The organism is Streptococcus fermentans (genome assembly GCF_040888305.1).
GTDB classification, from domain to species: Bacteria; Bacillota; Bacilli; order Lactobacillales; family Streptococcaceae; genus Streptococcus; species Streptococcus fermentans.
In genome coordinates this window covers 308,763-333,110 of record NZ_JBFNFG010000001.1, presented here as the reverse complement: position 1 = coordinate 333,110, position 24,348 = coordinate 308,763, and the positions used below count along the sequence as shown (strand labels likewise).

Below are 24,348 nucleotides of genomic sequence, written 5' to 3'. Positions count from 1 at the left end.
TTTAAAATAATTTAAAGAGATTTTAGTCAACTAATCCAACTCTGCTCTACTGAACAAGTCTTTCATGGATTCGATATCATCGCAAAACTCTTTAAAGCCAAGAGCAAATCTAGACAAGGCGTCTACCTTGGAAGAATAGGCACAAAACATACTTCCTTCAGGATCAAAGTCTATTGCATCGCTTAATTCAGGCATTTTTTCCTCCAAAAATACCAAAGCTAGCGATTCCCAATCGTAGCCATTTCCTTCAAATCCCTCCTCTTCTCGAGTATCAAACACTTCCTGTCTGTATTCTCCATCAGGGTAATAAATGAGCGAGCCTCGAACATTTTCAGGATCCTCATCATAAACAAGCAAGTTAAAAGGGGCAATTATTTCATTTATGTTTTCGTAATCTATCATTTCTTAACTCCTTATTGTATTTGTTAATTATCAATGAAACTTCATAAATCTAGCATGCTTACTAGCTTTCAAATTTCATAAAGCTATCATGCTGCTGATAATAATTCAAAGCCTCGACCAAGTCTTGGTGACTTGCATTTAGTTTTTCCTCAAGTGCAACCGAAAGAACATCAATCAACTGCTCTCCATAGTAGACTAGCTGGAGATCTTGCTCCGCTACATCAGCAGGGCAAATATCACGGTCTTCCACGACATCCGGATAATTTGATACCCAATAGGACCTAGCTAGTGCCAGTTCTCCATCCTCTTTGCCATAGAGGCAAAAATCATCTGAAGTTAGTTGATCCGCTCGTAGCTGCTCGATGATCTGATCTAGTGAAAGTTCTTGGTGTTTCCGCATCCCTTCTCCTTTTTAGTCTCACTCTTCAACAAAGGAATTTAAAAAATCCTCAAAAGATGGCCATTGACCATACAACTCAGCTTTTTCTTCTAGAACATAGAAGTACACCTTGCCATAATCTTCTGCCCTTAAAGAAAGAGCATAGTTGCCTGATCCAGGATCATAGGCGAAATGAAGAAGGTCTGTAGCCTTAAATCCTTCAGGCAAAACCTCATCGTCAAACCATGTAAGAGACTTCCTTATCTCATCAAGTGAATCAAAGGAATTGAATGGAAAGAGATGATGTTCATCGTGGACACCCCTTACTTGGGGCTGGCCTCCGTTGTACTTAAGGTAAAAATCCTTCATGGCTTCCGGTAATTTCTTCCCAAGGATCTCCTCAAATTGTAAAAAATCTTCTTTTGAAATCGGTGAATCTGCATCTAGCACTCTAAACATGATTAATTTCTTCCTTTTTTACAATTCTTCTTCTAATACCTTATCAATAAAGTCATAGACGTTTGCAGCAACTTTTTGCATTTCTAAAGAGCCTAAAGCACCCAAGTCATTTTCATAAATGCAATCATCAGCATTTTTCTTGATAAAGTAGGCCAAATCTCCTTCCTGTCCAATCATAAAGTAATCTGGCTCTACTTCCTCAATCTGATAAGTCTCATTACGCTCCTCTAGATCCTCCTTGGCATACAAACAGATACCTGTATCTCCAATTTCATAGGGGTCAATCTCTTTCCACTCCGTTAAAAACTGATAGTAGAGATTGGGCAAGACAAATCCAAACTCATCTCTTTTCATAGCTTACCTCCACATATTCACTGAGTATCAACTATATTACTTCAAAGACCATCCACCGTCAATTGTCAGAATTTGCCCTTGCATGGCAGATGCCTTTCCACTGGCCAAAAAGAGACTGACTTCAGCCACTTCTTCTGGCTCAATCCAGCGTTTGATAGGTGTTTCACTAGCAACCCAGTCAGCCAATCCACCTGGCTCAAAGTCAGCTGCGGTCATACCCGTCTTGACTGCACCAGGAGCAATCCCAAAGATCTGGATCCCAGCTTCTGCATAGTCTAGAGCTAATTGTTTGGTAAAGCCTGCCAAGGCATGTTTGGACGAGGTATAGGCGTGACCACCCCCGCCTGCTAGACTTGAGGCAATGGAACACATATTGATAATGATTCCCTTCTTATTCTCTAGCATTTGCGTCAAATAATGGCGGGTCAACTCTACTGGAGTTACGTAATTGATTTCAAAAATCTCTTGAATTTCTTGGGCGGATTGTTCTAGTAAGGGCTTGTAGTCATCCAAAACACCTGCCGTATTACAAAGAATATCGACTCGAGGACACCAATCAAAAATAGGTTCCGAGTCAAGTGTTAAATCACGTTGTAGAAAGTGAAAGTCACCTTGTAAGGCAGGATTTTCACCCTGATCCACACCAAAAACTTGATAACCATTCTCTAAAAAGAGTCGAGCTTGAGCCAGACCAATCCCTGAACTAACGCCCGTAACTAAGACACGTTTAGTCATGGACTTCCACCCAATCCGTCGCTAGGACATCACAAGGAGTCGGACTCCACATGGAAAAACCTTCTCCTTCACCAGATACGTTGATGAGGAAATAGGGTGTCACTTCAAGAGCGACCCCGTTTTGTTCGATGGTATCAAAAAGCTGGACATAGTTTTCAGCTCCTCCCCAACCAGTACGCACGTATTTCTTTTTTGCCTTTAGTCCTGGTAAAATTTCTTCAAATGTCATGTTTTCCTCCTTTGTTATCTATGAATCTTAATTTAATTATAACAAAAAACCGTTTTCCAACGGCTTTTTGACTGTGATTATTCTGATTTATATAAACTTGAGAAAACTATCACCATTGCAATCCAGCATCTCTAATTTCCTTTTTAGAGGCAAACTTTCCATTTGGTCGATGCCATCTTCCATTTCTATCTCTAAAGTAGCCACCTGTATTACTACTTTGTGATTCTTCTTCTGCTGGTGCTTCAGTTTCCTTCTGTGTCTGTTCTTCTTTAGCCTTCTCTTCTGCTTCTTTTTTAGCTTTTTCTTGTGCTTCTTTTTCTTCAGCCTCTTTCTTGGCTTTTTCCTCGGCTGCTTTAAGCTCTGCAGCGCGTTCTTCAGCTGACTTGACCGTATTCTTTGCAGTACCATCTGCATAATTTATTTCAGCATTGGCTGAAACGTTATCCAAGGCGACATGGGTTACGGAATACTTATCAATTTTTTCCTTGCTACTACCTAATTTAATTTCAAGCAAATTTCCATCCTGATCAATTCCTACGTACTGTAAGATAATCTGTCTTGGAATCAATTCATTATCCTTATAGACAGCTGTCACCTTATAGTCAAGGTAATAGTTTGGATGATTTGCAAGCCATGAATCAAGCCCATTTTCATAATAGAGCATGCTACTTTGATTTTTGTCATCCGTTCCAGTAAAGGCACCTGTATTTAACCAAGCTGTCATAGGAACTAGATTTCGGCCTTCATCGTTAAGTCCGCTAAATTGATACCCAACTAAATGACCGCGATTCATCAGCCAAGCCTCTTTAGAACCATCTCCATAGTAAAATTTATAGTTATGCCATCCAACTGGATCAAAGGTTAATTTAGCTTCTCTCTTTTCTTTAGGCTCATCACTATCTTTTAGCTGAATGTGAGCATAAGTTGCACGGGATTTTGAATCAAGTTCCCCGAGTTCTAGCTGCTTTTCATTTTTAAAAGTAAGTAAGCCAGCTTCCTTGTATAACTTTGTATTATCCTGCGTAGTCTGTTCAGTCGTTACAGGTTCAGCTACTTTCGCCTCTTCTTTATGTTTCGAGCAGCCAACAGATGTCAGTAATGAAAGTAAAACAACAGAAGTCAAAACTATTCTTTTCATTCCATATTCTCCTAAATTATTAAAATATTTATTATATTGTTACTTTATACCATTTTATCATTTATAGTTTGTATTTTCAAACAATTATATAAATTTTTAAACAAAAAGAGCGAGATAGAATCTCGCTCTTGATAGGATTTCATTTTAGTTTCTACGGCAAATCATTCCCCGCTGCTAGGTAAATCTCATACCATTCTTTTCGAGTTAGAGTCAGGTTACTTGCTTGACTGGCTTCTAGCAAATGTTTTGGATTGGTTGTGCCAACGATGGCCTGCATCTTGGCTGGGTATCGCAACACCCAAGCGATAGCAATAGCTGATGGGCTTACTCCATATTTTTGCGCAAGGCGGTTTAAAACTTGATTCAAAGCTTGAAACTGTTCATTGCCAACAAAATTCCCTTTGAAGAAACCAAACTGTAAAACTGACCAAGCTTGAATGACCATGTCGTTTAATTTGCAGTATTCAAAGACGCTTCCATCACGCACAGCTGCCTTATTACCTTCCATATTGACATGGAAACCTGATTCAAATCCTGGCGTGAAAGCTGCGCTTAGTTGTAATTGATTGATAGATAAAGGTTGTTTGACCTCTTTCTTCAGTAATTCCATCATCATAGGATTTTGGTTGGATACACCAAAATCTCGAACCTTACCTGATTTGTGAAGGATATCAAAGGCCTCTGCTACTTGATCAGCTTCCATTAAGGCATCTGGGCGATGGAGAAGCAAGCTATCTAGATAATCAACCTGCAATCGTTGTAGAATCCCATCAACTGACTCTAAAATATAATCTTTTGAAAAATCAAAATAGGTAAATTCTTCTATGCGAATGCCACACTTGGACTGAATCCACATCTTCTCACGCAAGTCAGGGCGATGTTTTAAGACTTGACCCAGTAATTCTTCGCAACGTCCACGACCATAGATATCTGCCAAGTCAAAAGCATTGATTCCGACAGATAAGGCTGTTTCTACCAGCTCCTCCACTTCTTTGACCGACTTGTCACTGATTCGCATCATGCCCAGGACGATTTCGGACAATTCTCTTTTCTCATGACCAAATGGAATGTATTTCATGGCAATTTCCTCCGTTTTTCTTCATTATAAAGCAGAATGACACTTTTATCAACTGATACCTTACATAAGAAAAGAACCAGCTAAAACTGGTTCTTTTTTAATTTTACCCAATCACACTTCCATTTGGTACAGCTGGATCAACTGTAAGAAGGGTTAATTTGCCATCATGTTCAGCTGAGAGGATCATACCTTGGCTGACATATTTTTTCATCATCTTACGTGGTTTAAGGTTGGCAACGATTTGTACTTTCTTGCCTACCAATTCTTGTTCGTTTGGATAGTACTTAGCAATTCCTGAAAGGATTTGACGATCTTCACCATCTCCAGCATCCAAGCGGAATTGAAGCAACTTATCAGAACCTTCCACTTTAGAAACTTCTTTGACTTCTGCAACACGAATTTCAACCTTATCAAAGTCTTCAAACTTGATTTCATCCTTGTTGAGTTTGAGTTCAACTTCATCTGGATTCCATTCTTTTTCGACGGCTGGCTTGTTACCTTCCATTTGTTCCTTGATATAGGCGATTTCTTCTTCCATATCCAAACGTGGGAAGATAGGTGTTCCTTTGGCAACTACCGTTACACCTGCAGGTAAATCAGCCAAGCTCAAGTTTTCAAGGCTAGAAACTTCTGCGAGTCCAAGTTGAGTCAAGACTGCACGACTGGTTTCCATCATAAATGGCTCAATCAAGTGAGCTACGACACGAAGGCTAGCTGCCAAGTGGCTCATCACACTTGCCAATTGGTCACGGTGTGCTTCGTCCTTAGCCAGTACCCATGGAGCTGTCTCATCGATGTATTTATTAGTACGTGAGATAAGAGTCCAGACTGCTTCAAGTGCACGTGGATAGTCAACTGCTTCCATATAGGTATTGTAGTCAGCGATTGATTGTTCTGCCACTTGAGCAAGTTCATTGTCAAAGTCTGTTACACCTTCTACATAGGCAGGGATTTGACCATCAAAGTACTTGTTAATCATTGAAACCGTACGGTTGAGGAGGTTTCCAAGGTCATTTGCCAATTCATAGTTAATACGACCTACATAGTCCTCTGGAGTGAAGGTTCCGTCTGAACCAACTGGAAGGCTACGCATGAGGTAGTAACGAAGTGGATCGAGACCATAACGCTCTACTAACATTTCAGGATAAACGACATTCCCTTTAGACTTAGACATCTTGCCGTCTTTCATGACAAACCAACCGTGGGCAATCAAACGGTCAGGTAATTTGATATCCAACATCATAAGAAGGATTGGCCAGTAGATTGAGTGGAAACGAAGAATATCCTTTCCTACCATGTGGAAGACTGTTCCATTCCAGAATTTATCGTAGTTAGCATGATCCTCTTGACCATAACCAAGAGCTGTCGCATAGTTAAGAAGGGCATCAATCCAAACGTAGACTACGTGTTTAGGATTTGATGGGACTGGTACACCCCAGGTAAAGGTTGTACGAGATACTGCTAAATCTTCCAAACCAGGCTCGATAAAGTTTTTCAACATTTCATTGAGACGACCATCAGGAGTGATGAAGTCAGGATGTGATTTGAAAAATTCTACCAAACGGTCTTGGTATTTGCTGAGGCGAAGGAAATAAGACTCTTCAGATACCCACTCCACTTCGTGACCTGATGGAGCAATACCACCTGTTACATTTCCAGCTTCATCACGGAAAACTTCCGCAAGTTGACTTTCTGTAAAGAATTCCTCATCTGAAACTGAATACCAACCAGAGTATTCACCCAAGTAAATATCATCTTGAGCAAGCAAGCGTTCAAAGACTTGTGCTACCACTTTTTCATGGTAGTCATCAGTTGTACGAATGAATTTATCGTATGAGATATCGAGTAATTGCCAGAGTTCTTTAACTCCAACTGCCATACCGTCAACATAGGCTTGAGGCGTGATACCAGCTTCTTCAGCTTTCTGTTGAATCTTTTGACCATGCTCATCCAGACCTGTCAAATAAAAGACATCGTAGCCCATAAGGCGTTTGTAACGAGCTAGGACATCACAGGCGATAGTTGTGTAGGCAGAACCGATATGAAGTTTACCAGATGGATAGTAAATCGGTGTTGTAATATAAAAATTCTTTTCAGACATAATATTTCCTTTCCAGGCAAATGAAACCTGTTTTTCTAACACTTCATTATATCATATTTTGATGATTTTCGATAAGGAAATCCATACAAAAACAAGACAGACTAATGTCCATCTTGTTTTTCCTGTTGATTATCTTATTCATAGCGAAGTGCTTCAATCGGATCTAGTTTAGAAGCCTTGTTGGCTGGTAAAACACCAAATATCATACCGATACCAGCTGAGACCGCTAAACTAAAGAGAGCGATTGGGATGGATACGCCAACTTCGATTCCTGCAATCATGTTTTGAAGAAGGACACCTGCAAGCATAGTCACCCCTGCAGCCAGCACAAGGCCGATGACCCCACCTAACAAGGTTAAAATCATGGATTCAATCAAAAATTGAACCAGAATATTCCCACGCGTTGCTCCTAGTGCTTTACGTAGACCAATCTCACGAGTACGCTCTGTCACTGAAACGAGCATAATGTTCATAACACCAGTACCACCGACAAAAAGGGAAATCCCTGCAATGGCACTAATAATCGTTGTTATGAAGCCAAAGAGTTGTTGAACTTCTTGGAAGGCTGCAGACGCATCTGCAACTTGATATTCCCCTTGTTGAAGACCTGCAATCTCTGTCATTCTTCTTGCCAACTCAGGTCCCAAAGTCTGGGTTAAGCTAGTATCATTGACACGGAAGACAATATTTGAAATCTCATCTGTGTTAAAATTAGCTGCTAAGGAAATATTGGTCGTGATTGGTAGTCCTCCGACTCCAAAGGCTTTGACTGCCTTGGCTTCTTTACTTGCATAAACACCAATAACACGATAACTAATTTCGTTTACTTCAATAATCTGATTAAGCGCATCTTTTGCTGAACCAAAAAGGCTATTGGCTAGTTCTTCATCTAGGATGATCACACTTGCGAAATCCTTATAATCTTGCGCTCTAAGGCCACGACCTGCAATGATTTCATTTTCGACCGCATCCATATAGGTGACATTCCCACCCGTCATGTTAGCGTGTTCGACCTTTTTATCCTTATAAGTCAAGGTCACATTGGCTGAGTTGGTCACATAGTAGCTATCCACTCCCTTGAGCTTAGCAGCTTCCTTGACCCATGCTTCTTGAGGTTTTGGTGGTTCAACAATAACATCTTCCTCTTTACCAGACATGGTTAGAGCAGATTGCTTCTGGGTAAAGGAACCGTCCTTACTCTTGGTAGGTGAGAAAAAGACATGGATATCTTTCTGGGACTTGGTCATATTTTTATTGACCTGACGAGACATGGAATCACCTAAGGCCATAATCACGACAACGGAGGATACACCGATGATAATCCCGATCATGGTCAAGAAGGACCGCATCTTGTGGGCCATAATGGATGAAAAGGCAAATTTCAGATTCTGCATCTTAGTTTTCCTCCTTTTCTACGAGACCACTATCAGATGAAATGACGCCATCACGGATGACAATTTGACGTTTCGCATAGGCGGCAATTTCAGGCTCATGCGTAACCATGATAATGGTTTTTCCTTCTTTGTTTAATTCAACCAAGAGTTGCATGATTTGATTTCCTGTTTTGGTATCAAGTGCCCCAGTCGGTTCGTCTGCCAAGATAATCGAAGGATTATTGACCAATGCACGCGCAATGGCAACCCTTTGCTTCTGACCACCTGACAACTCCGAAGGTAAATGATGGCTACGCTCGGTCAGTTCAACCTTTTCCAGATACTCTTCTGCTAATTTGCGACGTTTTGAAGCTGAAACTCCAGCATAGATCAAGGGCAGTTCTACATTTTGAAGAGCATTGAGCTTGGACAAGAGAAAGAATTGTTGAAAGACGAAGCCGATTTCCTGATTTCGAACCTTGGCTAATTGTTTTTCACCCAAACCAGCTACTTCTTTTCCATCTAGAAAATACTGCCCACTTGAAGGGGTATCTAACATACCAATGGTATTCATGAGAGTAGATTTCCCAGAACCAGATGGTCCCATGATTGCTACAAATTCTCCCTCATGAACTTCTAGGTTAATATTCTTGAGGACTAGTAGTTCTTGATCACCATTGCGATAGCTACGACAGATATTTTTGAGGCTAATTAGTTGCTTCATCAGTCTTCACCTCTTTTCCTTCTTGCAAGGAAGCTGTCGGATTACTGATGACTTTTGCTCCATCTGTCAGACCAGATGTGATTTCTTGATTTTCTGCATCTGCATTGCCCAATCCAACTTCAACTTTTTTGGCCTTTTGATTTTCATCAAGGATCCAAACATAGTTTTTATCTTCTTCCATGACTACGCTGGTGATCGGAACAATCAATGCTTTGCTAGTGCTTTTCACTTCGACACTGACTGTAAAGCCCTGTTTCAAATCACCGATTTCGCTAGTTACATCGATTGTATATGGATATTTAGAACCTGTGTTTGAAGCAGCTAAGCTACTACTTGCTTCACTGTTATTTTTTGGATAATTTGAAATATAGCTAATCTTACCATTCCAAGTTTTATCTGGGTAAACCTTGGAAGTAAAAGTGACTTCTTGGCCTACAGATAGATTGGCAAGGTTGTACTCAGAAAGCTCTCCCTTGACCTGCAAGTTATCGTTACTTACGATATGAACCAAAACTTGACTATTTCCTGTTGGAGATTTTGAAACGTTACGATTCACTTCAACAACTGTTCCCTCCACCGTACTCAATACCGTAGCAGCATTCAACTGGGCTTGGGCTTTTTCGAGTTGCGCTTCTGCATCTGCACGCACATCACGAGCGTCGCTGATTTGAGAATCAATAGCAGCTGTGGCAGAGCTGGATGACTGAGCTGGCGCTTGTCCAGTTGCTCCTTCTAGACCTGCTTGTGGAAGGCTAGGTGTTGCTGCAGCGGTATTTCGAGACTCATTCAGTTCATTGATATGACGGTTAGCTTTAGCAACGGCACGACTGGCAGCATCATAGGCAGCTTGAGCTTCTGTACTACTATACTTGACGAGAGCCTGTCCTTCGCTGACCTGATCACCAACAGAGACCAAGACCTCATCCAAGTCACCCTTGCTTGCATCATAATAAATGTATTGTTCATTCTGAGCAGTTACTGAACCTGATAAAAGAACTGAAGATGCCACAGAACCCTCTTTGGCAAGGACAATCTTAGCAGTTTCATCTTTTGCTGCAGCTTGATTTGGTTGTCTCAATAGAAGAACAGCTGCTGCTCCCACTACAAGTACTGACGCCACTCCAATAGCAGTAAATAAAGGCCATTTCTTAGCTTTTGACTTTCTTTTCATAGCAATACCCCTTTTATAAATATATATGTTAAGATTATAGCACATATCCTAAAAATGGACAATTTATTTCTCATTATCCAAAAACATTTGCTAAATCTTTTATTGTTGTATTAGTTATATAATACACTTTCTTTTTTATTTTTGCAAGCATTTTCTTAAAAATTTTAAACGTAGCAGATTTTTGCATTGACCTTCAAAAAAAGATAGAATATGACTAGAAAACAACAAAGGAGCTTTCTATGAGAGAATACGATATTATCGCCATTGGAGGAGGTAGCGGGGGAATTGCTACCATGAATCGTGCTGGTGAACATGGTGCTAAAGCGGCAGTGATTGAGGAAAAGAAATTAGGTGGAACCTGTGTCAATATTGGCTGCGTTCCTAAGAAAATCATGTGGTATGGAGCTCAAATCGCAGAGAGCATCCACAAATATGGACCTGACTATGGTTTTACAAGTACTGGTAATGAATTTGATTATGCAACACTTCGTAAAAATCGTGAAGCCTATATTGATCGTGCTCGCTCTTCTTATGGTGGAAGCTTTAAGCGTAACGGAGTTGATTTGATTGAAGGACGCGCCGAATTCGTTGATGCTCATACAGTCAGTGTCAATGGTGAGTTGATCCGTGCTAAGCACATCGTGATTGCAACTGGGGCCCATCCTCATATTCCTGCCATTCCTGGTGCGGAACTAGGTGGTAGTTCTGATGATGTCTTTGCTTGGGAAGAGTTGCCTGAATCTGTAGCCATTCTTGGGGCAGGTTACATTGCTGTCGAATTGGCTGGCGTGCTCCATACCCTTGGTGTGCAGACAGATTTATTCGTCCGTCGCGAGCGTCCGCTCCGTGGATTTGATAGTTATATTGTTGAGAGTCTAGTTCAAGAAATGGAAAATACTGGATTAAACCTCCACACCCATAAGGTTCCTGCTAAACTTGAAGAAACTGAACAAGGCATTACCATTCATTTCGAAGATGGTAGTACTCATACTGCCAGTCAAGTTATCTGGGCAACTGGCCGCCGTCCAAACGTTGAAGGACTCCAGCTAGAAAAGGCAGGCGTTACTCTCAATGAACGTGGTTTCATCCAGGTTGACGAATACCAAAACACAGTCGTTGATGGTATCTACGCTCTTGGCGATGTCACAGGTGAAAAAGAACTGACTCCTGTTGCTATCAAGGCTGGACGTACCCTATCCGAAAGACTCTTCAACGGTAAAACCAATGCCAAAATGGACTACACTACTATTCCAACTGTAGTCTTTTCACACCCAGCTATCGGAACTGTCGGTCTGACTGAGGAAGAAGCTATCAAAGAGTATGGACAAGAAAACATTAAAGTTTATACTTCAAAATTTGCTTCTATGTACTCCGCAGTCACAAGTCACCGTCAAGAAGCTCGCTTCAAGCTCGTTACAGCAGGTGCAGATGAAAAGGTCGTTGGCCTTCATGGCATCGGCTACGGCGTTGATGAAATGATTCAAGGTTTTGCAGTAGCAATCAAGATGGGCGCTACAAAAGCTGATTTTGACGCTACAGTTGCTATCCATCCAACAGGATCGGAAGAATTTGTGACTATGCGTTAACAATTTTAAATGAGATCATCTCGGTCACTCAGATTGAAGAAAAAGTCTATTTTGGACCATTTTCTTCAATCTTTTTCTTTTACTAGAGCAAATTAAAGAACTCTTTCCCATCAGGATTCCTAAGTGTTTGCACTATATGATAGCCAACTTCCATAAGGCTCATCTTTTTATTACTGATAAGATTTACCTGTGTTTTGAAAAATCTCTTGGCCTCCGGTTCTCTCTAAATCGGCCGTTACAAATTTGTAACCTTTGTTTTTAAAATAGGTTGACAAATATGTTTCTTAAAGTATAATAGTTACTATAAATTACAAAAGAGGTTAACTATTATGAAAAAAGCACACATTTACGCTATTCCTGCTATCGGGGCTGCACTGATTGCAGTATTAGCCCAAATTAGCATTCCAATTGGACCTGTTCCATTTACTCTGCAAAACTTTGCTATTGGTCTCATCGCTACTGTTTTTAGACCAAGGGAAGCTGTTCTCTCTGTAGGACTGTATCTTTTGCTTGGTGCTATTGGACTTCCCGTTTTTGCTAGTGGTGGAGCTGGTTTCCATGTTTTAGTAGGACCAAGCGCTGGTTATCTTTGGTTTGACTTAGTCTATGCAGGACTTGCATCTTATCTAACACACACAAATAGTGGTGTTGTACGTATTTTCCTAGCCAATCTCTTGGGTGATTCCCTTGTCTTTGTTGGTGGTATTCTCAGCCTCCATTATCTCGCTGGTATGCCTTTTGATAAGGCACTGACTGTCGGTGTGCTTCCCTTTATCATTCCTGATCTTGCAAAAATTATTGCCATTAGTTTTATCGGACGACCACTCCTTCAACGTCTTAGTAATCAACCCTACTTTTCACATAAATAAAGAAAGAAAGAAAGGAGGTCGGGAATTTTCTCCCAACCTCCTTTCGTCTGTTTTTTTATGATTGCTTATTGATTTTTGAAGGCATCGACCATCACTTGAAACTCTTCGTTTGAGAGGGTGATTCCTTTCCCCATCTTAGTGTGGTCTGGACTCCAAGCACGAATGTCAAACTTTGCTGGTGCTCCATTAAAGCTGACACGATTGATTTCCTTGGTCCAACCTTTTTCATTCTCTGAGAGTGTGAGTAAGTGTTCTTCGATTTCAAATGTAAATTCTGCCATTGTATTCTCCTTTTGATTGTCTTCACTTGATTATTCGTAAAATCTTGTAGATTTTTTTAAAATTGTATATAATGGTAAAAAGAAGGGAGGCTCCGATGAAAGATTTATTTAAACACATTCAACAAAAGTTCCAAAGCTTTCTCGACGGGCGAGAAGAACCAGATCATTCCAAAGCCGACTCCCTGACAAGTGCCATTAAAGAGGCGCTCCTAAAAAAAACTGCTGTCCACATTATTTTTTCAGATACAAGTTTTACAGGGGATATCATCAAATATGATACGGACCGCCAGCAAATTATCGTTAAAAATTTTGCAAAAAATGTGACCCGCATTATTCGAATCCCAGATATTCGGAAAGTGAGTTTTGTTCCCTCAACCGTCCAAACTGCCCAAAAAAATCGATTTAAGAAAGAGTGAGATGAGTTTTCTTCATCTCACTCTTTTCTATTAACGAATTTGTTCAAAATGAAGGTGAACAGCAATGTGTTCTCCGTAACCACTTCTCTCTAAATCACGTTGCAAACGGTAAGAGATATAGTGTTCAGCGATGGTAATATAGCCTGCGCCAAGCAAGCGATGCTCAACCATTGATTGAATCATGCTGATAGTGGCACGCTCCACTTTTGCCTCTTCTAGATCCAAGACAACCTTTTTAGTTACCTGAGCTAGATTTTGACGTAAATCATCTGTCAAAACATAAACTGTTTGAGCAGCTTTGAGAATGGCTTGATAGATTTTATCTGGATCAAAGTCGGCAACTTGTCCATCACGTTTAATGACTTGCATAGGCTTCTCCTTTTAATTTATATTTTCTTTAATGTCTGCTAACATTTTGGCTTCTTCTGCTGTTAATTCGTAATGTTCCAACAAATCTGGTCTACGCTCATAAGTTTTTTTGAGACTTTCATAGAGACGCCATTGACGAATCTTCTCATGGTGCCCACTCATAAGCACTTCTGGAACCACCATCCCACGATAATCATAAGGACGTGTGTACTGAGGATATTCGAGAAGCCCAGATGAGAAGCTATCATCTTGGTGACTGGTTTCCTTCCCAATTACTTCTGGTATCAAGCGAACCGTCGCATCAATCATGGTCATTGCTGCCAGTTCTCCACCAGTTAGAACATAATCACCTAGGGAAATCTCATCTGTTACCAAGGTCTTAATGCGTTCATCATAGCCCTCGTAGTGACCACAGATAAAGATGAGTTCCTCTTCTTGGGCTAAATCTTCAGCATAGGCTTGATCAAACTGCTTACCAGCAGGATCCAAAAGAATCACGCGCGGATTCTTCTTTTCAATAGCATCAAAGGCATCAAAAATCGGTTGCGCTCGTAGCAACATCCCTTGACCCCCGCCATATGGTTCATCATCGACATGCCGGGCCTTTTCAGCATATTCACGAAAATTATGATACTGGATATCTAAAAGCCCTTTTTCACGAGCTTTCCCAACGATGGAATGTTCTAGAGGCGAGAACATCTCTGGAAAGAGGGTTAAAATATCAATCTTCATCGTCTAACCCTTCTAAGAGTTCTACATCCACACGCTTATTAGGAATATCTACATTGAGGACAACTGGTGGGATATAGGGTAAAAGCAGATCCCGTTTTCCCTTACGCTTAACTACCCAGACATCATTGGCACCTGGTTGAAGAATTTCCTTGATGGTTCCAATCAAGTTATCACCCTCGTAGACCTCTAGTCCAATAATCTCGTGATAGTAAAATTCACCCTCATCCAGGTCATTCAGGTTTTCTTCTGCAACCTTCAAACTGTAGCCCTTGTATTTTTCGATATCATTGATGTGATACATATCCTTAAATTTGATGATATCAAAGTTTTTATGCTTACGGTGACTCGCGATAGTCACTGTTTTAACAAATTGATCCTTCTCATCAAATAAGGCAAGCTCTGCACCTTTTTTAAAGCGTTCTTCCGAAAAATCCGTCACAGATAAGACTCTCATCTCACCTTGCAAACCTTGTGTATTGACGATTTTTCCAACGTTAAAATAGTTCATTTGATCTCCTGTGTATGTTTCTCCCTTCATTTTATCACGTTCTAGGTATTTTCACAAGTTGGAGAAAAAGCTAGTTCTGACCTTCCGCTTCTAAATATCCTTCCAAATCTCGTTCATGGTGATACTTGATGGCAGCCTTTTTGTCTTTTTCAAAAATGGTCTTGGTTAGATCAATATCGTTGATAGCTGCGATTGCAACCGTATAATGAATAATATCAGCAAGTTCTTTAGCAAGTTCCTCATTTGAGTCCTGAACTCCCTCTTTTCGTCCAGAACGTCCATTTAAAACCTCGGCTACTTCACCAACTTCTTCAACTAGTTTTATAAAGAGCCCTTCTTCTGTTCTAGATTGCTGGTAATGTTCTAGCAAATAGGCTTGTAATTGTCTAACTGTTAAATCCTTCATATCCTGCTCCTAGCAAAAAAGCGAGACATCCGTCCCGCTTTTTTATTTTTCGTCAATAACGATTCTTACTTTTTTGTCTTCAGTTGGGACAGAGTAGACAATCGTTCTTATCGCAGAGATAGTGCGACCCTTACGACCAATCACACGACCCACATCGCTTTGGTCAAGATCCAAATGATACTCCAAAAATTCTGGTGTATCTTCAATCTTGATAGTTAAGGCTTCTGGTTGTGAAATCAAAGGTTTCACAATTGCAATAATGAGATTTTCAATCGTATCCATCTGTCAACCTACTTTAGAATTATTTAGAGAATTTAGAATCGTGGAATTTCTTCAATACGCCTTCTTTTGAAAGGATGTTGCGTACTGTATCTGAAGGTTGAGCTCCATCAGCCAACCATGCAAGAACGCGATCTTCTTTCAAAGTTACTTGGTTTTCAGCAACAAGTGGGTTGTAAGTTCCGACTGTTTCGATGAAACGTCCGTCACGTGGTGAACGTGAATCTGCTACGTTAATACGGTAGAAAGGTTTTTTCTTAGAACCCATACGAGTCAAACGGATTTTTACTGCCATTTTTAATATCTCTTTTCTTTTATTTTTTTAGTTCGGTGAAATAGCTGAGCTATTTAGCACATGTTCTATTATAGCAGATTTCTGAGAGGTGTCAAGAAAAAAACTTGACAGACTTTAAAATTTTTAAATTTTTTAGAAATTTGTTAGACTAGTAGGTATAAATTAGAAAGAGAAACTTTATGAATACTAGTCTAGAGAACATTTATAAAGACCATCAAGTCAAACCTTATATCTCTCCTGATCGTGATATAGAGGCTTGGCTACTAAATCCTAAGCCTGTTCCCAAGCGAAATATGGAATTAGTAGAAGACAATCTCCTGGCAGGAGATATTATCCTCCTCTGGAGAATCAACTTTGGAACATTCACAACCAAAACCTGGTTTCCTAAATACTTCGAGTACACTTATGGCATCGATGCCCCAAAACATTTAGAAACGCTTGTTGAAAAAGGCTATGCTCTTGTCGAAACTGCTTTTGACTCGCTTGACCATCTAAATAGCACCATGAAAAAGAATATCCTGAAGAAGAAGGGGGTTACTGGACTTTCTAAAATGAAGGCTGGCGACCTGGATCAAGCCCTTCATGAACATTTTTCAGAAGAGGAATTAGCAAGTCTCTTTTCGATTCGTGGCTATAAACTAACTCCAAAAGGAGAACAGGCTCTCAAGGACCATCAGGCAATCATTGACCGCCATCCAAAGAAGAATCTTTAATCAACCAAGTCAGGTTGATTTTTTTGTAAATCTTTTAAAACACTTATAAATCATTACATTTATTGACAATCACTTACGAAAGAGGTATATTAGTATTAAAAGAGGGAATTCATATGTACCAAGAACAACGATTAGAAGAAATCATTAAACTTTTAGAGGATAGAGGAAGTCTATCAGCAAAAGAAATGGTTGACCATTTCCATGTTTCCAAAGATACCATCCGTAGAGATTTTGCTATTCTCGCAAAGGAGAAACGAGCAAAAAGAACTCATGGAGGTTTATTGCCAATTCAAAAGCAACGGATTCTTGGTTATAAAGGTCGAGCAGAACAATCTTCTAAAGAAAAAGAGAAAATTGCTCATTTAGCTACCCAACTCATTTCTGATTCACAATTAATTTTCTATGATGTTTCAACAACTGTACTTGAGTTAGCAAAAATAACAGATAAAAAAGTTACTATTTTCAGCCATTCATTGGATAATGCACTGGTCTTAGGAGAAAATGAAAATGTCGATTTTCACATTATCGGTGGACGATTTCATAAAAAGAATCGTTTCTATTACTCATTAGAAGAATCCGAATCTTTGAATAGAATTAAATTTGACTTAGCATTTTTGGGTGCAGCTAGTCTTTCAGACGGACAAGTTAGTTTTGAAGATCAAGAAGATGTTCTAATGAAAAAAAGAGCATTTAAAACCAGTAAAATTCGCGTCTTGTTAGCTGAAACCAGCAAGATAAACAAACACTCTCATTATATTCTTTCCGAACTTACAGATTTTGATTATTGGATTACAGACAAAGAACCCGACATAGAAATTCAACAATCTTTAGATGGTAAAACAACTATTCTATTTTAAGAAAGGAGAAACATATGTCAGTAATAAAGTTAATCATGAGTGATATCGATGGTACTATTTTGGATAAAAATCACCAATTAGATTCTCATTTGATAGAACTGATGCCACTTTTGAAACAAAGTGACATCCCTTTTGTTCTAGCTTCTGCTCGCTCTCCTCTTGGTATAGCTCCAATTTCGAAAGAACTTGGAATCACAGATTTTCCAATTGCAAGTTATAATGGTGCTCTCATTAGTAGAGGAGATAAAATTCTGAGTCAGCATACTATTAATAAAAAGGAATTACTCTTACTACATGATTTTTTAAAAAAAGAATTTCCGACAGTTTCAATTAATGTTTATTCTGGAAAAGATTGGTACGTCAATACTTTAGATAAATGGGTAGAAATTGAAGCACAGATTACTGGAGAGAGCCCAAAAGTTACTTCACTAGCAGATTTTCTTCAGGAAGAAAAGAATCTTATTCATAAACTTTTACTAATAGATAACGCAGCTACTATCCAGAAACTTAAAGAGACATTAGCAACAATAGATTTCCCTCAAACTGACTTTTACCTTTCGAAGGATAACTATCTTGAAGTCACACATAATCAAGTCTCAAAAAAACAAGCTCTGTTAGAATTAGCCAACTATTATCAACTATCACTTACTGAAATTATGAGTATTGGAGATAATTATAACGATATTCCAATGATTGAGATCGCTGGACTTGGTGTTGCAATGGGAAATGCTCCTACGGATGTTAAAGTCAGTGCAAATAAAGTAACAGATTCTAATGATCAAAATGGGGTAAGTAAGGCCATAAAATTGTATGTACTATCAGAATGATCACAATTGAATATTTGAAATCCACTTTCAATTAGGGTACAATGGTAGAAATGATTTTTGAAAGGATTACCATGAAAAAAATAGCAACACTTCTATTAATCTCAACTTTTGCCCTTGCCGGATGTAGCAGTATCCAACGTAGTCTCCGAGGGGATGACTATGTAGATTCTAGCTTGGCTGCTGAAGAAAGTTCCAAAGCAGCTGCCCAATCTGCCAAGAATCTCAAAGACGCCTTGACAAATGAGAATGCTAACTTTCCACAACTCTCTAAGGAAGTTGCTGAAGACGAAGCTGAAGTCATTCTCCACACCAGTCAAGGAGATATCCGCATCAAACTCTTTCCAAAGCTAGCTCCACTTGCGGTTGAAAATTTCCTAACTCACGCAAAAGAAGGCTACTACAATGGCGTTACCTTCCACCGAGTGATCGATGGCTTCATGGTCCAGACTGGTGATCCAAAAGGGGATGGTACTGGTGGTGAGTCCATCTGGCATGATAAGGACAAGACTAAAGACCAGGGAACTGGTTTCAAGAGCGAAATTTCTCCGTATCTCTATAACATTCGTGGTTCTCTCTCTATGGCCAATACTGGTCAACCAAATTCAAACGGCAGCCAGTTCTTCATCAACCAAAATACGACGGATATTTCTGCCAAACTCCCTACAAGTATCTATCCAAAGAAAATTATCGAAGCCTACAAAGAAGGTGGAAATCCTAGTCTAGACGGTAAGCACCCTGTCTTTGGTCAAGTCATCGACGGTATGGATGTTGTTGACAAGATTGCAAAGGCTGAAAAAGACGAAAAAGACAAACCAGCTACTGCTATCACTATTGACAGCATTGAAATTGTTAAGGACTACGATTTCAGTAAAAAATAGGATGACCCTAAAATAAGGAGATGTGAAAATGATTTTATTCTGGGGTTCGAAAGGTTACCAAAAGGTCTTAGGACATACTCAAACCACTATCGAGTGTGGTCACTGTAACAATACCGACACTTGGGAAATTTCAGAAACTGGACGTAAGTTTACCCTTTACTGGATTCCACTCTTTCCTTACGGAAAAACTTATTTCGTTTCTTGCCCGATTTGTCACTACGGCAAAGAAATCCAAAAATCTGATATTGAAACCTATTTGAATTACTAGCCAAAAAGCCAAGTCACACAGACTTGGCTTTTTCCTATTCTAGTTTTACGGAATTCTCTTTTTATGTCAACTCATTGAAATCCCAGATCTGGTCCATCCAGCCTTCGTAGAAGTCTGGTTCGTGGCAAACCATAAGGATAGAACCCTTGTATTCTTTCAGAGCACGTTTGAGTTCGTCCTTGGCATCCACATCCAAGTGGTTGGTAGGTTCGTCTAGTACAAGGACATTATTCTCGCGGTTCATCAAGAGACAGAAACGAACCTTAGCTTGCTCTCCACCTGACAATACTTGGATTTGACTCTCGATATGTTTAGTCGTCAGACCACAACGAGCAAGAGCTGCACGGACTTCTGCTTGATTGAGAGCTGGAAAGGCGTTCCAGACTGCTTCTAGTGGTGTCTGGCGATTGCCACCTTCCACTTCTTGCTCAAAGTAGCCGAGTTCTAGATAGTCCCCGCGTTCAACCTCCCCAGCAATTGGAGGAATAATCCCCAAGAGACTCTTCAAAAGTGTTGTTTTCCCGATACCGTTAGCACCAATAATGGCAACCTTTTGATTGCGTTCAAAGGTAAGATTTAATGGTTTGGTAAGGGGACGGTCATACCCAATCTGCAAATCCTTGGCTTGGAAGATAAAGCGTCCAGGTGTACGAGCAGTTTTGAATTCAAAGGACGGCTTTGGTTTCTCACTTTGAAGCTCGATGATATCCATCTTGTCCAATTTTTTCTGACGAGACATAGCCATGTTACGCGTTGCGACACGTGCTTTGTTTCGAGCCACAAAGTCCTTGAGATCCGCAATTTCTTTCTGTTGACGCTCATAGGCTGCTTCCAGTTGTGATTTCTTCATGGCATAGACTTCTTGGAACTGGTAGTAATCGCCTGAATAGCGTGTCAACTGTTGATTTTCAACGTGATAGACGATATTGATTACATCGTTTAAGAAAGGAATATCGTGCGAAATAAGTACAAAGGCATTTTCATAGTTCTGGAGATAGCGTTTGAGCCAGTCAATATGTTCAGCATCGAGATAGTTGGTTGGCTCGTCAAGAAGCAAGATATCTGGTTTTTCAAGAAGCAATTTGGCTAAAAGCACCTTTGTTCTTTGCCCACCAGACAAAGCTGTGACATCCGTGTCCATCCCAAAGTCCATGACACCAAGGGCACGCGCCACTTCATCGATTTTAGCATCCAAGGTATAGAAATCACGACTTTCCAAACGGTCTTGAAGTTCTCCAACTTCTTCCATTAGAGCATCAATATCAGCGCCCTCTTCTGCCATTTCCATGTAGAGTTCATTGATACGTGCTTCTGCTTTGAATAATTCGTCAAAAGCTGTACGAAGAACGTCACGAACAGTTTGGCCTTCTTTGAGCACCGCATGCTGATCTAGGTAGCCAGCTGTCACATATTTAGACCATTCCACCTTACCTTCATCAGGTAACATTTTACCAGTCACGATACTCATGAAAGTTGATTTTCCTTCACCATTGGCACCGACCAGACCGATATGTTCACCTTTTAAAAGACGGAAGGATACATCTTCAAAAATCGCACGGTCTCCAAAACCGTGACTTAAATTTTTTACTTCTAAGATACTCATTCTAATTCCTTATCTTGTTTCTATGTAGTAGTTTATAAAGGACCCAAGCCAGGTAGCCACCCAAAGTATTGGTCCATAAATCATCAATCTCAAATACCCGGTTAAAGTCGAAGAAAAAGTCTAAAACTAGCTGTGTACATTCGATTCCTAGACTCAATAGAAAACTGAGAAGAATCACTTTCTTCGTTTTTCTTAGACTAGGCATGAGATAGAGAAGTTGGAAAATCAGTGGGAATAGTAAAAGGATATTTAAGGCATTTTGCAAAAAAATCCAGAACAGTTGTAAAAAGCTTGTTACTTCTCCCAATTTCCACAAAGAGTTAAAAGGCGTCAAAAGAAAAACCAGGCGTCCAATAGTTTGAATACCTGGAGTTCCCACTCCTATCGGAAGTTTTGGCTGAGGAGTAAAGCAAAAACAGACAATACAAAGACTGTATAGAAAAACTCCCAAGCCTAGTAATTTTTTTCGATTCATATCATGGATTTACTTCAGCTACTGCTTTTTGGCGATCACGCTTCATAGTATTTGAACGCAATTGTCCACATGCTGCATCGATATCAGTACCATGTTCCTGACGAACAACACAGTTGATGCCTTTCTTCTTGAGTGTATCATAGAAGGCCATGACACGCTCTTTCGGACTACGACTGTACTGGTCATGTTCACTAACTGGGTTGTAAGGAATCAAGTTGACATAAGACAATTTCTTGATATTTTTCAGCAATTCTGCCAACTCAAGTGCTTGTTCCACTCCATCATTCACTTCATTTAGCATGATGTACTCAAAAGTTACGCGACGGTTAGTTGTTTCAATATAATACTCAATAGCTGCAAAGAGTTTTTCAATTGGAAAGGCACGGTTAATCTTCATAATGCTTGAACGAAGTTCATTGTTTGGTGCATGAAGAGAAACAGCAAGGTTGACCTGCACACCTTCATTAGCAAACTCACGAATCTTGTGAGCCAAACCTGAAGTTGATACAGTGATATGGCGAGCACCAATTGCCATTCCCTTATCGTCGTTGATGGTACGGATAAAGTTCAAAACGTTATTGTAGTTATCAAATGGCTCTCCGATGCCCATTACAACGATATGGCTTACACGTTCATCTTGTCCACGTTCGTCAAAATATTTTTGAACCAACATAATCTGCGCAACAATTTCTCCGTTATTGAGGTCACGTTGCTTCTTAATCAATCCTGATGCACAGAAGGTACAACCAATATTGCATCCTACCTGCGTGGTTACACAGACTGACAAACCATAGTGTTGACGCATCAGTACCGTCTCAATCAGCATCCCATCTGGCAACTCAAAGAGGTACTTGACTGTTCCATCTGCTGACTCTTGAACAATGCGTTGTTTCAAAGGATTGACTACAAATTGATCATTGAGTTTGGCAATCAAATCCTTAGACAAGTTGGTCATTTCTTCAAATGTCTGAACACGTTTACGGTAAAGCCACTCCCAGATTTGGTCAGCACGGAATTTCTTTTCTCCCTGTTCCAAGACCCATTCTTGCATGCCTTGGCGTGTTAAACTATAAATCGACGGTTTCATCTTTTCTCCTTATTCTCTAATCTTTCTGACGGATGACGAAATGGCGTTGTCCTTTTTCTTCGTTCTGAGGTTTCTGTTCTTTTGAACGGCGTCTATTTCTCTTGTCCGTATGATTTTTTTTCTTACTTTGGGAAGTCTTTTTCCCTTTGCGAGAGTCCTTTTCTTCCTCTTTTTTGCGCATCTTTTGGTCAAATGGTGCTCGTTTAGGAACTTCATTTTCTAAAACAAAATAGGCACAACCATAGCTACAATACTCAAGTAGGTAGTCTTGCAAGCGACTAATTTTTTCTAAAGATTCTTCAGCTCGTTCATTCTTATAAAATCCCCGTAAGCGTAACTGCTCATTACTCCAGTCTCCAACAATATAATCAAACTTTGTTAGTACTTCTGAAAAGCGTTGAGTAAAAGCTGTTGCATCAAAAGCATCCTTGCTATTTTCAACTAGAGTAAAAACAAAATCTTCAGCTTCCACTCTGTTTCCAGTCAGTTGAAATTCGGGACCAGGGAATTTATTGTAATTATATAATTCGGGTGCAATTTCTTTACGCATAATCTTCCTTTTTCAACGATTACTTAATACTCTATTTTACCATATTTTCGCCACATTTTCACCTTTAGTATTAAAATGAAAAAAATCTGACGATTTAATACTCTTCAAAAATCAAATTCAAACCACGTCAGCTTCGTCTTAGATTATATATGTGACTGACTTCGTCAGTCTTATCTACAACCTCAAAGCAGTGCTGTGAGCAGCCTGCGGCTCGCTTCCTAGTTTGCTCTTTGATTTTCATTGAGTATAAGAATCTCTATCTAAAAACTCGACTTTTGTAGACAAGAAAAACTGGGGTTTCCCAGTTTTGAGTGATTATAGGTAAAGTAATTTGAAAAGTGCTACTGCTGCAATACCAGCTGCAATCGGTGCAACTACTGGTACCCAAGCATACCACCATTTTGAATCACCCTTGTGTTGACCAAGGATTGATTTTGGAAGGAAGGCATGAAGGAGACGTGGTCCAAAGTCACGAGCTGGGTTCAAACCAGGTCCTGTAGGTCCTCCAAGTGAAGTAACCAAAGCCATTACTAGGAAACCAAGTGCCAAGTGACCAACAGCAAGTCCTGATGCTGTATGAGGCGCTACTTGAGCTTTAATTGCCAAATCAGAGAAGTCAACATTTTGACCAGCTTGAGTTGCCATTTGTTTCATGTATTGGAGGACTTCAGCTCCAAAGAAGTTCTTTGTCATACCAAGTGCTGCAAAGAAGAGAACGAATGAACCAACAAACTCGTTGATAAAACCGTTAACTGTTGCTGCAAAGCGTGATTCTTTTGTACCTTGGTCAATACTTGAAATTGTTGAGAATGTTCCCAAGATATTGTTTGCTTTTTCAGTTTGCAAGTAGTAAGGACGGTGAGTTGCAACAACCAAGGCTTGTCCGAAGATTGCTCCCAAGACTTGTGCAACGATGTATGGTACTACTTGTGCCCAAGGGAAAAGTCCGCTAACTGCTAGACCAAGAGTGAAGGCTGGGTTGATGTGGTTACCAGAAACATTACCAAACATCAAGGCAGGGATCATAACCCCCATACCGTAACCAACAGCGATAACGAGCCAGCCACTTTGGTGACCTTTCGTACCTTTAAGTTCAACGTTGGCAACTGCACCATTTCCCAAGATGATCAAGATGGCTGTTCCCAAAAATTCAGTGGCATATTTGACTGCCCATGCGAAATCCATTGATAGATTCTCCTTAATATT

The 24,348-nt window shown here is 40.0% G+C and carries 32 protein-coding genes; 8 read left to right on the top strand and 24 right to left on the bottom strand.

Translation table 11 applies throughout. The features are described 5' to 3' along the window. Nucleotides 1–30: 30 nt before the first annotated feature. From AB2B50_RS01570 to AB2B50_RS01515, 12 genes are all read right to left on the bottom strand, one after another. The gene (locus AB2B50_RS01570) at nucleotides 31–402 is read right to left on the bottom strand and encodes an Imm51 family immunity protein (RefSeq protein WP_320692187.1); all 372 of its coding nucleotides are present in this window, start codon (nucleotides 400–402) and stop codon (nucleotides 31–33) included. A gap of 61 nt (nucleotides 403–463) precedes the next feature. Next, nucleotides 464–802: a DUF7716 domain-containing protein gene (locus AB2B50_RS01565; protein ID WP_320692188.1), complete on the bottom strand. Its 339-nt coding sequence runs from the start codon at nucleotides 800–802 to the stop codon at nucleotides 464–466. A gap of 18 nt (nucleotides 803–820) precedes the next feature. Then, complete coding sequence (locus AB2B50_RS01560) at nucleotides 821–1,240, bottom strand: SMI1/KNR4 family protein (protein WP_320692189.1); 420 nt, start codon at nucleotides 1,238–1,240, stop codon at nucleotides 821–823. Between the two features lie 18 nt (nucleotides 1,241–1,258). Further along, entirely contained in the window at nucleotides 1,259–1,594 is a 336-nt protein-coding gene (locus tag AB2B50_RS01555) for a hypothetical protein (RefSeq protein ID WP_320692190.1), read from the bottom strand. A gap of 36 nt (nucleotides 1,595–1,630) precedes the next feature. Next, entirely contained in the window at nucleotides 1,631–2,329 is a 699-nt protein-coding gene (locus AB2B50_RS01550; RefSeq protein WP_320692191.1) for a 3-oxoacyl-ACP reductase, read from the bottom strand. Continuing rightward, nucleotides 2,322–2,558 (bottom strand): DUF2829 domain-containing protein, encoded by a 237-nt coding sequence (locus AB2B50_RS01545; protein ID WP_000141913.1) that lies wholly within the window; start codon nucleotides 2,556–2,558, stop codon nucleotides 2,322–2,324. The genes AB2B50_RS01550 and AB2B50_RS01545 overlap by 8 nt, the downstream gene beginning before the upstream one ends. A 109-nt stretch (nucleotides 2,559–2,667) precedes the next feature. Beyond that, a complete protein-coding gene (locus AB2B50_RS01540; protein WP_000822920.1) occupies nucleotides 2,668–3,696 on the bottom strand; it encodes a DNA/RNA non-specific endonuclease in 1,029 nt (342 codons plus the stop codon). Between the two features lie 151 nt (nucleotides 3,697–3,847). Further along, nucleotides 3,848–4,774, bottom strand: coding sequence for an aldo/keto reductase (locus AB2B50_RS01535; protein WP_000875207.1), 927 nt, complete (start codon nucleotides 4,772–4,774; stop codon nucleotides 3,848–3,850). A 103-nt stretch (nucleotides 4,775–4,877) separates the two neighbouring features. Then, nucleotides 4,878–6,875, bottom strand: coding sequence for a methionine--tRNA ligase (gene metG / locus AB2B50_RS01530; protein ID WP_320692192.1), 1,998 nt, complete (start codon nucleotides 6,873–6,875; stop codon nucleotides 4,878–4,880). Nucleotides 6,876–7,009: 134 nt separating this feature from the next. After that, nucleotides 7,010–8,269 carry an ABC transporter permease gene (locus AB2B50_RS01525; RefSeq protein WP_001180401.1) on the bottom strand — a complete coding sequence of 420 codons (1,260 nt, stop codon included), beginning with the start codon at nucleotides 8,267–8,269 and terminating at the stop codon, nucleotides 7,010–7,012. A 1-nt stretch (nucleotide 8,270) separates the two neighbouring features. Further along, a complete protein-coding gene (locus AB2B50_RS01520; RefSeq protein WP_000811466.1) occupies nucleotides 8,271–8,972 on the bottom strand; it encodes an ABC transporter ATP-binding protein in 702 nt (233 codons plus the stop codon). Beyond that, entirely contained in the window at nucleotides 8,956–10,143 is a 1,188-nt protein-coding gene (locus tag AB2B50_RS01515) for an efflux RND transporter periplasmic adaptor subunit (protein ID WP_320692193.1), read from the bottom strand. Before AB2B50_RS01515 ends, AB2B50_RS01520 begins: the two co-directional genes overlap by 17 nt. A gap of 239 nt (nucleotides 10,144–10,382) precedes the next feature. Here AB2B50_RS01515 and gor point away from each other — a divergent pair, with 239 nt between their 5' ends. Beyond that, entirely contained in the window at nucleotides 10,383–11,729 is a 1,347-nt protein-coding gene (gene gor / locus AB2B50_RS01510; protein ID WP_320692194.1) for a glutathione-disulfide reductase, read from the top strand. Nucleotides 11,730–12,058: 329 nt separating this feature from the next. Then, nucleotides 12,059–12,598, top strand: coding sequence for a biotin transporter BioY (locus AB2B50_RS01505; RefSeq protein ID WP_049502989.1), 540 nt, complete (start codon nucleotides 12,059–12,061; stop codon nucleotides 12,596–12,598). A gap of 65 nt (nucleotides 12,599–12,663) precedes the next feature. Here the strand turns inward: AB2B50_RS01505 and AB2B50_RS01500 are convergent, their stop codons facing one another. After that, nucleotides 12,664–12,879, bottom strand: coding sequence for a YdbC family protein (locus tag AB2B50_RS01500; protein WP_000807425.1), 216 nt, complete (start codon nucleotides 12,877–12,879; stop codon nucleotides 12,664–12,666). A gap of 95 nt (nucleotides 12,880–12,974) precedes the next feature. Between AB2B50_RS01500 and AB2B50_RS01495 the strand changes: the two genes are divergently transcribed. Further along, nucleotides 12,975–13,295 (top strand): hypothetical protein, encoded by a 321-nt coding sequence (locus AB2B50_RS01495; RefSeq protein WP_049509144.1) that lies wholly within the window; start codon nucleotides 12,975–12,977, stop codon nucleotides 13,293–13,295. A 30-nt stretch (nucleotides 13,296–13,325) separates the two neighbouring features. On the opposite strand, the gene AB2B50_RS01490 is transcribed toward AB2B50_RS01495, so the two are convergent. The 6 genes from AB2B50_RS01490 to rpsP all read right to left on the bottom strand — a co-directional run bounded on the left by AB2B50_RS01490 (nucleotide 13,326) and on the right by rpsP (nucleotide 15,884). Beyond that, complete coding sequence (locus AB2B50_RS01490) at nucleotides 13,326–13,664, bottom strand: ATP cone domain-containing protein (protein WP_001196044.1); 339 nt, start codon at nucleotides 13,662–13,664, stop codon at nucleotides 13,326–13,328. 12 nt (nucleotides 13,665–13,676) lie between these two features. Then, nucleotides 13,677–14,396 carry a tRNA (guanosine(37)-N1)-methyltransferase TrmD gene (gene trmD / locus AB2B50_RS01485; RefSeq protein WP_049509145.1) on the bottom strand — a complete coding sequence of 240 codons (720 nt, stop codon included), beginning with the start codon at nucleotides 14,394–14,396 and terminating at the stop codon, nucleotides 13,677–13,679. Continuing rightward, the gene (gene rimM, locus AB2B50_RS01480) at nucleotides 14,386–14,904 is read right to left on the bottom strand and encodes a ribosome maturation factor RimM (RefSeq protein ID WP_049509146.1); all 519 of its coding nucleotides are present in this window, start codon (nucleotides 14,902–14,904) and stop codon (nucleotides 14,386–14,388) included. Before rimM ends, trmD begins: the two co-directional genes overlap by 11 nt. A 70-nt stretch (nucleotides 14,905–14,974) precedes the next feature. After that, on the bottom strand, nucleotides 14,975–15,310 hold the full coding sequence (locus AB2B50_RS01475) for a MazG nucleotide pyrophosphohydrolase domain-containing protein (RefSeq protein ID WP_000654200.1): 336 nt from the start codon (nucleotides 15,308–15,310) through the stop codon (nucleotides 14,975–14,977). A gap of 42 nt (nucleotides 15,311–15,352) precedes the next feature. After that, on the bottom strand, nucleotides 15,353–15,592 hold the full coding sequence (kphA, locus tag AB2B50_RS01470) for an RNA-binding protein KphA (RefSeq protein ID WP_075228645.1): 240 nt from the start codon (nucleotides 15,590–15,592) through the stop codon (nucleotides 15,353–15,355). 19 nt (nucleotides 15,593–15,611) lie between these two features. Further along, on the bottom strand, nucleotides 15,612–15,884 hold the full coding sequence (gene rpsP, locus AB2B50_RS01465) for a 30S ribosomal protein S16 (protein ID WP_000268760.1): 273 nt from the start codon (nucleotides 15,882–15,884) through the stop codon (nucleotides 15,612–15,614). Between the two features lie 179 nt (nucleotides 15,885–16,063). Here rpsP and AB2B50_RS01460 point away from each other — a divergent pair, with 179 nt between their 5' ends. The 5 genes from AB2B50_RS01460 to AB2B50_RS01440 all read left to right on the top strand — a co-directional run bounded on the left by AB2B50_RS01460 (nucleotide 16,064) and on the right by AB2B50_RS01440 (nucleotide 19,427). Continuing rightward, nucleotides 16,064–16,597 carry a hypothetical protein gene (locus AB2B50_RS01460; RefSeq protein ID WP_320692195.1) on the top strand — a complete coding sequence of 178 codons (534 nt, stop codon included), beginning with the start codon at nucleotides 16,064–16,066 and terminating at the stop codon, nucleotides 16,595–16,597. 113 nt (nucleotides 16,598–16,710) lie between these two features. After that, a complete protein-coding gene (locus AB2B50_RS01455) occupies nucleotides 16,711–17,454 on the top strand; it encodes a DeoR/GlpR family DNA-binding transcription regulator (RefSeq protein WP_075228643.1) in 744 nt (247 codons plus the stop codon). 14 nt (nucleotides 17,455–17,468) lie between these two features. Continuing rightward, nucleotides 17,469–18,281 (top strand): HAD family hydrolase, encoded by an 813-nt coding sequence (locus tag AB2B50_RS01450; RefSeq protein WP_320692196.1) that lies wholly within the window; start codon nucleotides 17,469–17,471, stop codon nucleotides 18,279–18,281. A 71-nt stretch (nucleotides 18,282–18,352) separates the two neighbouring features. After that, nucleotides 18,353–19,159, top strand: coding sequence for a peptidylprolyl isomerase (locus AB2B50_RS01445; RefSeq protein WP_320692197.1), 807 nt, complete (start codon nucleotides 18,353–18,355; stop codon nucleotides 19,157–19,159). Nucleotides 19,160–19,187: 28 nt separating this feature from the next. Beyond that, nucleotides 19,188–19,427 (top strand): zinc-ribbon domain-containing protein, encoded by a 240-nt coding sequence (locus tag AB2B50_RS01440; protein WP_080979303.1) that lies wholly within the window; start codon nucleotides 19,188–19,190, stop codon nucleotides 19,425–19,427. Between the two features lie 61 nt (nucleotides 19,428–19,488). On the opposite strand, the gene abc-f is transcribed toward AB2B50_RS01440, so the two are convergent. The 5 genes from abc-f to gla form a co-directional block, all read right to left on the bottom strand. Next, entirely contained in the window at nucleotides 19,489–21,030 is a 1,542-nt protein-coding gene (gene abc-f, locus AB2B50_RS01435; protein WP_049527818.1) for a ribosomal protection-like ABC-F family protein, read from the bottom strand. Nucleotide 21,031: 1 nt separating this feature from the next. Further along, a complete protein-coding gene (locus AB2B50_RS01430) occupies nucleotides 21,032–21,505 on the bottom strand; it encodes a VanZ family protein (RefSeq protein ID WP_001080341.1) in 474 nt (157 codons plus the stop codon). Between the two features lies 1 nt (nucleotide 21,506). After that, nucleotides 21,507–22,592, bottom strand: a complete 1,086-nt coding sequence (gene rlmN / locus AB2B50_RS01425; protein WP_000804756.1) for a dual-specificity RNA methyltransferase RlmN — start codon at nucleotides 22,590–22,592, stop codon at nucleotides 21,507–21,509. A 16-nt stretch (nucleotides 22,593–22,608) separates the two neighbouring features. Beyond that, nucleotides 22,609–23,142: a YutD family protein gene (locus tag AB2B50_RS01420; protein ID WP_320692198.1), complete on the bottom strand. Its 534-nt coding sequence runs from the start codon at nucleotides 23,140–23,142 to the stop codon at nucleotides 22,609–22,611. A 315-nt stretch (nucleotides 23,143–23,457) separates the two neighbouring features. After that, nucleotides 23,458–24,327 carry an aquaglyceroporin Gla gene (gene gla / locus AB2B50_RS01415; RefSeq protein WP_049503004.1) on the bottom strand — a complete coding sequence of 290 codons (870 nt, stop codon included), beginning with the start codon at nucleotides 24,325–24,327 and terminating at the stop codon, nucleotides 23,458–23,460. Nucleotides 24,328–24,348: the final 21 nt, after the last annotated feature.